Origin of the sequence: Embleya sp. NPDC005971 (genome assembly GCF_040629175.1) — a bacterium.
Classification (GTDB): domain Bacteria; phylum Actinomycetota; class Actinomycetes; order Streptomycetales; family Streptomycetaceae; genus Embleya.
The window spans coordinates 1-7,784 of sequence record NZ_JBEXUX010000064.1; the positions used below are offsets into that span (position 1 = coordinate 1).

At 71.0% G+C, this 7,784-nt stretch carries 7 protein-coding genes and 1 pseudogene; 5 read left to right on the forward strand and 3 right to left on the reverse strand.

Features of this window, described 5'->3' with window-relative positions:
* The first annotated feature begins 523 nt into the window (after positions 1–523).
* The 4 genes from ABZ374_RS38095 to ABZ374_RS38110 are packed head-to-tail and all read left to right on the forward strand — an operon-like array spanning position 524 to position 3,556.
* Positions 524–1,447: an SPFH domain-containing protein gene (locus ABZ374_RS38095; protein ID WP_360320478.1), complete on the forward strand. Its 924-nt coding sequence runs from the start codon at positions 524–526 to the stop codon at positions 1,445–1,447.
* Between the two features lie 9 nt (positions 1,448–1,456).
* Complete coding sequence (locus ABZ374_RS38100) at positions 1,457–1,774, forward strand: hypothetical protein (RefSeq protein WP_360320481.1); 318 nt, start codon at positions 1,457–1,459, stop codon at positions 1,772–1,774.
* Between the two features lie 47 nt (positions 1,775–1,821).
* Complete coding sequence (locus tag ABZ374_RS38105; RefSeq protein WP_360320484.1) at positions 1,822–2,490, forward strand: GPP34 family phosphoprotein; 669 nt, start codon at positions 1,822–1,824, stop codon at positions 2,488–2,490.
* Between the two features lie 31 nt (positions 2,491–2,521).
* Complete coding sequence (locus ABZ374_RS38110) at positions 2,522–3,556, forward strand: DMT family transporter (RefSeq protein WP_360320487.1); 1,035 nt, start codon at positions 2,522–2,524, stop codon at positions 3,554–3,556.
* A gap of 19 nt (positions 3,557–3,575) precedes the next feature.
* Here ABZ374_RS38110 and ABZ374_RS38115 read toward each other — a convergent pair.
* From ABZ374_RS38115 to ABZ374_RS38125, 3 genes and pseudogenes are all read right to left on the reverse strand, one after another.
* A pseudogene (locus tag ABZ374_RS38115) lies at positions 3,576–3,974 on the reverse strand (class I SAM-dependent methyltransferase); the annotation flags it as partial.
* A 19-nt stretch (positions 3,975–3,993) separates the two neighbouring features.
* Positions 3,994–5,232 (reverse strand): YihY/virulence factor BrkB family protein, encoded by a 1,239-nt coding sequence (locus ABZ374_RS38120; protein WP_360320490.1) that lies wholly within the window; start codon positions 5,230–5,232, stop codon positions 3,994–3,996.
* 90 nt (positions 5,233–5,322) lie between these two features.
* The gene (locus ABZ374_RS38125) at positions 5,323–5,655 is read right to left on the reverse strand and encodes a YnfA family protein (protein WP_360320493.1); all 333 of its coding nucleotides are present in this window, start codon (positions 5,653–5,655) and stop codon (positions 5,323–5,325) included.
* Positions 5,656–5,793: 138 nt separating this feature from the next.
* Here ABZ374_RS38125 and purB point away from each other — a divergent pair, with 138 nt between their 5' ends.
* Positions 5,794–7,236 carry an adenylosuccinate lyase gene (purB, locus tag ABZ374_RS38130; RefSeq protein WP_360320496.1) on the forward strand — a complete coding sequence of 481 codons (1,443 nt, stop codon included), beginning with the start codon at positions 5,794–5,796 and terminating at the stop codon, positions 7,234–7,236.
* Positions 7,237–7,784 lie beyond the last annotated feature (548 nt).

Sequence of the window (7,784 nt, forward strand, 5' to 3'; positions counted from 1 at the left end):
CGTGACTTCGTGTCCCTTCGCTTCGCTCCGGGCCACGAAGTCAACGTTTTGCGGCTCCGCCGCTCTCCGCGCTGCGCGCGTCGATCACCGGGGTGAGCCGGAGTCGGGGGCGCTGACGCGCCGGTGGGGGGTGTGGGGGTGGGGCTGGGGCGTGGGTTGGTGGGTGGTCTGTTGTCGTTGACGTCGGCTGCGCGTTGGCGTTCGGCTTCGGGGCGGTGTCGTGTGTTCGACGCTGCCGTGTGTCTGCCAGGCGTCGGCTGCGGGCTTGCCGCCGCTTGCTCGTTGTGGGGCGAGTGCTTGGCTGATGCCGAGCGCTGGATGGTCGTTCGGGTGGGACCGATGCCGTCTGCTTAGGTGCCTACCGCCGCCGGGCCTCGTGGTGTCGAGTGCCCGTTGTCTGTTTGGCCGTGCGGGCCGGCGGGTTGCCTGGTTGGGGTGATGGGGGTGAGGGGAGTCCCTCGGGTTAAAGTGATATCACTTTGCTATGGTTGTGATGACAGGTTGAACCAAGGGGAGTGATCGCATGGGTGACATCGGTTCCGAGTCCATAGTGGTGATGCCGGCGCCTCAGGTGCGGGAGCGGCTGGTGTCCGGGGTGTCCGGGTTTTGGGCTGTTGCGGTTGTGGCGCTTTGTGCGGGTGGTGGGGCCGGGCTCATCGGCCTTGGGCTGTTGTCGGAGGGTGGGCAGCGGACGGTGGGGATGGCGGCCGGGATTGTGGTTGCCGCGCTGGCGTTGGCCTCGCTTCGTGGGTTGACCACCGTGGCGCCGGGTGAGGCCCGGGTGCTTCAGCTTTTCGGGCATTACAAGGGGACGTTGCGTACCGACGGGCTGCGTTGGGTGAATCCGTTCACCGACCGGACCAAGGTCTCCACTCGGATTCGCAACCACGAGACGCAGACCGCCAAGGTCAACGACAACGACGGCAATCCGATCGAGATCGCCGCGGTCGTGGTGTGGCAGGTCCAGGACACCGCGCAGGCCAAGTTCGAGGTGGACGACTTCGAGGAGTTCGTCGCGATTCAGACCGAGACCGCGGTGCGGCACATCGCCAACAGTTATCCGTACGACGACCATGGCAACGGCGGTATGTCGCTGCGTGACAATGCCGACGAGATCACCGGCAAGCTCTCCGCGGAGATCGGTGCGCGGGTCGCCTCGGCCGGGGTCGGCGTGGTCGAGTCGCGGATCACCCGGCTGGCCTACGCGCCGGAGATCGCCCAGGCGATGTTGCGTCGCCAGCAGGCGGGCGCGGTGGTCGCGGCCCGGCAGCGGATCGTCGAGGGCGCGGTGGGTATGGTCGAACTCGCGCTGAACCGACTGGAAGAGGGCGACCTGGTGGAGCTGGACGACGACCGTCGCGCGGCGATGGTCAGCAACCTGCTCGTGGTGTTGTGCAGCGACCAGGCCACCCAGCCGGTGGTCAACACCGGTTCCCTCTACGCGTAGTCGGTCCCGGTGACCGAGCGCAAGAAGATCCTGCTTCGCCTGGACCCGGCGGTCCACGACGCGATCGCCAAGTGGGCCGCCGACGAACTGCGAAGCACCAACGCGCAGATCGAGTTCCTGTTGCGACGCGCGCTGGGCGACGCGGGCCGGATGCCGGGCAACGCCGGCCGTCCGGCCCGCCGGGGTCGACCTCCCAGGGCGAGTTCAGCGCCCACCGGTGATACCGAGCCCGTCGGAGGCGACGGTGGCGATCGAGACGACCCTGGCGGTGCTCGCGGCGGTGGCGGGAGCGGTGGCGACCCTGGCGACGTCGGTACCGCGCCGTGACCACAGACCCGAAGACGATGTGACGCCGTGGCGCCGAGGCGGGCGACGTGAACCCAATTCCGGAGGTCGACGTGCACGTGTCCCTGACCCGGCGGGTGTTCCTGCTCGCCTACAGTCCCGAGCGGCGACGGCTGTCGAGCCGGGAACGCCTCGGGGTGACGCTCCAGGCGGCGGCCCTGTACGAGTTGTACGCCCAGGGCCTGATCCGTGACCACACCGGCAAGGTGACCGCGACCGCGGTGCGAGGCCGTGCGCCCGACTGCGACCTGGCGGCGGACCTGTTGGCCCGGATCACCGCGAGCGAGCGCGCACACTCCTGGGGTTACTGGGTCCGCAAGGGCGAACGGCAGGCCACCGACCGAGTCGGGGCCACGCTCGAACGCGAGCGGGTGATCAGGTTCGAGCCGCACCGCCTGCTGGGCATCGTGCCGACCCGGCGCATGCTCCTGCGGCAACCGCGACTGCGCGCCGCCGCGACCAAGGCGGTGTGCGACGCCCTCAAGGCGACCCGGCCGGTCGACCGGGTCCCGGCGGTGGACGCGGCCCTGGTCGCGCTGACCTACGAGGGCGAACTGCGGGTGGTCCTCGGCCGCCGGGAACGCCGGGCCGCCCGGGGCCGCGTCGATGCACTGGAGGCCGGTCTGGGCCCGGTGCCCGAGGCGTTGCGCAAGGCGGTCCGGCGGCAGAAGAGCAGGGCCGCCGGGGCCGCCGGCTGATCCGGCTTGACCCGGTCCGTACTGTCGAAGGATGACCTCCCGCACCGCCACCGACGCGACCTCGCCTGCGCTGCCCGGATCCCTCGCGCGGTTGTTGCCCGGCCCGCAGGGACGCGCGGTGTGGTTGGTGCTGGCGAGCGCGTGCTCGATCCAGTTCGGTGCGGCGTTCGCGGCCCGGTTGTTCCCCTACGTCGGCCCGGCCGGCGCGGTCACGCTGCGCCTGGTGTTCGCCGCGACCATCCTGCTCGCCTTCGCCCGGCCCCGGCTGCGCGGGCGCAGTCGCGCGGACTGGGTCGTGGTGGTCGGCCTGGGCGTGACGTTCGCGGGCATGAACATGTTCTTCTACGAGGCGATCGCCCGACTGCCGCTGGGCCCGGCGGTCACACTGGAGTTCCTCGGGCCGCTCGGCCTGGCCGTGGTGTTGTCCCGTCGGCTGCGCGACATGACGTGGATCGTGCTCGCCGCCGTCGGTGTGCTGCTCCTGGGGCGCGGCGGCTTCAGCGGGCTGGATCCGGTCGGTGTCGCCTTCGTGATGGCGGCGGCGGCCTGCTGGGCGGGCTACATCATGGTCGCCTCGAAGACCGCCAAACGCTTCGACGGCGTCGAGGGCCTGGCGCTCGGCTTCGCGGTGGCCGCGGTCCTGGTCACCCCGTTCGGCGTGGCCACCGCCAAAAGCGCCCTGCTGGAGCCCAACGTGCTCGCCCTGGGGGCCTGCGTCGCGCTGTTGTCCTCGGCGCTGCCGTACAGCTTCGAGATGCTCGCGATGAAACACCTGACGCCCGCGACGTTCGGGCTGCTGGCCAGCCTGGAACCGGCCGTGGCCGCGATCGCCGGATTCGTCGTGCTGCATCAGTCGCTCGTGCCGATCCAGATCGCCGGCATCGCGCTCGTGGTGATCGCCAGCGCCGGCGTCACCGTGGCCCAGTCGCCTCGGCGGGTTCGGGCGAGGTCCGATACAGCCGGGCCCGAGCCCGATCCACGACCAACTCCCCCCGCAGGTGCCATCCCCACTCCGGCCGCAGCACCGGACGCTTGTGTGGAGTCACCACCACGAACGCGGTCGTGACCTCGGTCAGCGCGTAGGCCAGCGCGGGCAGTCGGGACTCGGCGAGCAGGTGCAGTGCGTAACTGCACACCACGAGCGAGTACGCGCGGCCCGCCAGCGCACCCGCCGCGATCTCCTCGAAGCGCAGCGCCTCGGCCGGTGTCCCGGTCCGCTCGCGATAGGCGACGCCCGTGTACGGATCGATGCCGGAGATCTCGCGTGCGCCGAGCTCGCGCAATGCCAGGGTGGCCTCACCACTGCCGCAGGCCAGGTCGAGCACGCGGTCGAGGAGCTCGGGCTCGGCAGCCACCGGCTGTGCCAACGCCTGCGCCAGCACCGCCCGTACCCGCGGCTCGTGCGGGTTGCGGTAGCGCGCCCCGTGGGTGGCGTAGAAGCCCTCGGCTCCCAGTTCCTCGTAGGCGGGGCGGATCTTGTCCATGACCTCGATTGTCCACCGTCTACTTCTCGGTATCGCGCTTCGCCCCGGGGGTACGGCCGAACCGCAACCAACGCTTCCAGGCGCCCTTCGGCTTGGGCTGGTCGCGCATCCGGACGTACGGCTCCAGGGTCGGCGGGTGGCCACCGGCGATCGCCCGGGCCCGCTCCATCTCGGCGTTGTACTCCGCGCCGAGCAGGATCGCCATGTTGGTCAACCACAACCAGACCAGGAAGACGATCACCGCGGCGAGCGTGCCGTAGGTCTTGTTGTAGGTGCTGAAATTGGCCACGTAGTAGGCGAACGCGGCGGAGAACAGGGCCCACAGCAGCACCGCGAGGACGCCGCCGGGAGTGATCCAGCGAAAACCCTGCTTGGCGTTCGGCGCCGCCCAGTAGAGCAGCGCGAACAGGAAGTTGACCACCACGATCAGCACCGGCCACTTCGCGTAGTCCCACAACAGCACGCCCGCCTCGCCCACCCCCAGCGCGTGGCCGGCCTGTTTGGCCAGTGAGCCGGTGAACACCACCGCGATCGCGCAGATCGACAGCAACAGCAGGGTCACCACCGTCACCGCGATCCGGGTGGGCACCGTCTTCCACAGCGGCCGGCCCTCGGGCACGTCGTAGATCGTGTTGCACGCGCGCATGAACGCGGCGACGTAGCCGGACGCCGACCACAACGCCAGGCCCAGGCCGGCCAGGGCGAGCGGGCCCGCGGCGCCCCGGCTGTGTTCGAGGTTGCGGATCGCGTCGATCACGATCTGGTGCGTCTCGCTGGGCGCCACGCTCTGCACGTTCTCGGTCAGCGCGTCGGTGGCGGAGCGACCGGCCAGGCCGACCAGCGAGACCACGACCAGCAGCGCCGGGAAGATCGACAACACGCTCTGGTAGGTGAGTGCGGCGGCCCAGATGTTGAGGTCGTCCTCCTTGAACTCGCGGATCGTGCGCCACGCGGCCTTGAACCACGACGAGGTCGGCAGGTCGGTCGGCCGGTCCGGGAGGTGCTCCTCGGCCGGCGGTCGGCCGGCGTCGGCGTGTTCGGTCTTGGCGAGGTCCACCGCGGCGGTGGGCGGAGGTTCGGGGTTCGGGCGGTGGGTCTCGCGTGGGCCCGGGACCTTCGCGGCCGGCGCGTCGGGCTCCTTCGACTGCTCGATGGGCGCGGCGGTACGGTCGCCGTCGCCGCGTAACGAGCGGGCGATTCGCTCCTCGCGCTCGGCTCGTGCCCGGCGTTCGTCTCGTGCGTTCTGCCGCCTGCCCATGTGCCGGCCCCCAACGTCGTCCCGCGATGGCCGGCGTCTACCCGGCGGCGGTCGGCACATGCGGTGTGGGACACGGGTTGTGCCGCGGGGTCAGCGGCGCGGCGCGTACATGATCAGGGCGACGCCGGCCAGGCAGACGGTTGCCCCGGCCAGGTCCCAGCGGTCCGGCCGGAAACCGTCCACGGCCATCCCCCACGCGAGTGAACCGGCGACGAAGACACCGCCGTACGCGGCCAGGATCCGGCCGAAGTTCGCGTCCGGCTGGAGGGTGGCCACGAAGCCGTACACGCCCAGCGCGATCACCCCGAGGCCGGCCACCCACCACGGGCGATGCTCGCGTACGGACTGCCAGACCAGCCAGGCGCCGCCGATCTCGGCGAGGGCGGCGAGGACGAACAGGAGCAGCGAGCGCGCGACGATCATGGACGTACGGTAGGGGCGGGATCGGGAGCTCGGGGCTTCGCGTACGGACGGGCCGCGGACCCGCGCGGGCCGGCGCGCGAGGCACGAACGTGGACGTACGTCGTGGGCGACGGCGAGGGCTCGGTAAACTCGCCGCTCGTGACGTCCCAGCCTGTGCGCAAACCCCGCATTCCGAACGTTCTGGCCAACCGCTACGCCTCCCCGGCGCTGGCCACGCTGTGGTCCCCCGAGCACAAGGTGGTGCTGGAGCGCCGACTGTGGCTCGCGGTGCTGCGTGCCCAGGCCGACCTGGGCATCGACGTGCCCGAGGGCGCGGTCGCCGACTACGAGCGGGTGATCGACCAGGTCGACCTGGCCTCGATCGCCGAGCGCGAGCGGGTCACCCGGCACGACGTCAAGGCCCGGATCGAGGAGTTCAACGCCCTCGCCGGCCACGAGCACGTGCACAAGGGCATGACCTCGCGCGACCTGACCGAGAACGTCGAGCAGTTGCAGATCCGCTCGTCGCTGGAACTGGTCCGCGATCGGGTCGTGGCCCTGCTGGTACGGCTGGCCGAGTTGTCCGCGCAGCACGCCGAGTTGGTGATGGCGGGCCGTTCGCACAACGTCGCCGCGCAGGCCACCACGCTGGGCAAGCGGTTCGCCTCGGCGACCGACGAACTGCTGGTCGCCTACCACCGCCTCGACGACCTGATCACCCGTTACCCGCTGCGTGGGATCAAGGGCCCGGTGGGCACCGCGCAGGACATGCTCGACCTGCTCGGCGGCGACGAGGAGAAGCTGGCCGAGTTGGAGGGGCGTGTCGCGGCGCACCTGGGCTTCGAGCACGCGTTCGTCTCGGTCGGCCAGGTCTACCCGCGCTCGCTCGACTACGACGTGGTGACCGCGCTGGTGCAACTGGCCGCGGCGCCCTCGTCGTTGGCCAAGACGATCCGGCTGATGGCCGGGCACGAGCTGGTCACCGAGGGCTTCCAGCCCGGCCAGGTCGGCTCGTCCGCGATGCCGCACAAGATGAACACGCGCTCGTGCGAACGGGTCAACGGCTTCACGGTGATCCTGCGCGGCTACGCGTCGATGGTCGGCGAACTCGCGGGCGACCAGTGGAACGAGGGCGACGTGTCCTGCTCGGTCGTGCGGCGGGTGGCGCTGCCGGACGCGTTCTTCGCGTTCGACGGCCTGATCGAGACGTTCCTGACCGTGCTGGAGGAGTTCGGCGCGTTCCCGGCCGTGGTCGCCCGCGAGCTGGACCGCTACCTGCCCTTCCTGGCCACGACCAAGGTGCTGATGGCCGCGATCCGCGGCGGGGTCGGACGCGAGGCCGGGCACGAGGTGATCAAGGAGCACGCGGTCGCCTCCGCGCTGGCGCTGCGCGAGGGCGTCGAGCGCAACGAACTGCTCGACCGCCTGGCCGCCGACGACCGCCTCCCACTGGACCGCGCGGCCCTGGACACGCTCCTCGCCGACCGGCTCTCCTTCACCGGCGCGGCGGCAGCCCAGGTGGCAGAGGTGGTCCGACGCGTGGAAACGATCGCCGCCAAGCACCCGGAAGCAGCGAAGTACCGCCCGGGCGCAATCCTGTAACCCCACACCCACGACCCCGCCCCAACCCGCCGGCCCCGCGGGTGGGCCCGGAGACCCCCCTCCCGCCCCACCCGCGCGGCCCGCCGGCACGCACCGAAGCCACACCCCACACCCTCACATCAGGCAGCGAACCACGCCCTCCGGCCCACACCGCCTGACGGCCCCTCCGTGGTCCCCGCCTACGCGACCCAGACCCGCCCCGACACCACCCGCCCTTCGCCAACCTGACCCGCCCCCTCCCGGCGCGTCAGCGCCCCCGAGACAGGTGAGCCGCGCGATCGACGCGCGCAGCGCGGAGAGCGGCGGAGCCGCAAAACGTTGACTTCGTGGCCCGGAGCGAAGCGCAGGGACACGAAGTCACGAGCGAGGGGCCATTTTTTTGTGGAGGAGCCCGCGACGGAGCAAAAAAGTGGTGCCTCGCGAGCCGGCGCCGAAGGCGCCCAATAAAAAGCAGCGCTGCATCGCCGAAAGCCGCCGACCGGCTCGCTCCGCTTGCGACTTCGGTCCGTAGCCGGGTTTCGGCCCCCGTCTGGAGCCTTTCGGCTCGC

Excerpts from the sequence above, each read along its gene's own strand:
- ABZ374_RS38095 (WP_360320478.1), top strand. The coding sequence starts at position 524 with ATGGGTGACATCGGTTCCGAGTCCATAGTGGTGATGCCGGCGCCTCAG.
- ABZ374_RS38110 (WP_360320487.1), top strand. The coding sequence starts at position 2,522 with ATGACCTCCCGCACCGCCACCGACGCGACCTCGCCTGCGCTGCCCGGA.
- ABZ374_RS38120 (WP_360320490.1), bottom strand. The coding sequence starts at position 5,232 with ATGGGCAGGCGGCAGAACGCACGAGACGAACGCCGGGCACGAGCCGAG.
- ABZ374_RS38125 (WP_360320493.1), bottom strand. The coding sequence starts at position 5,655 with ATGATCGTCGCGCGCTCGCTGCTCCTGTTCGTCCTCGCCGCCCTCGCC.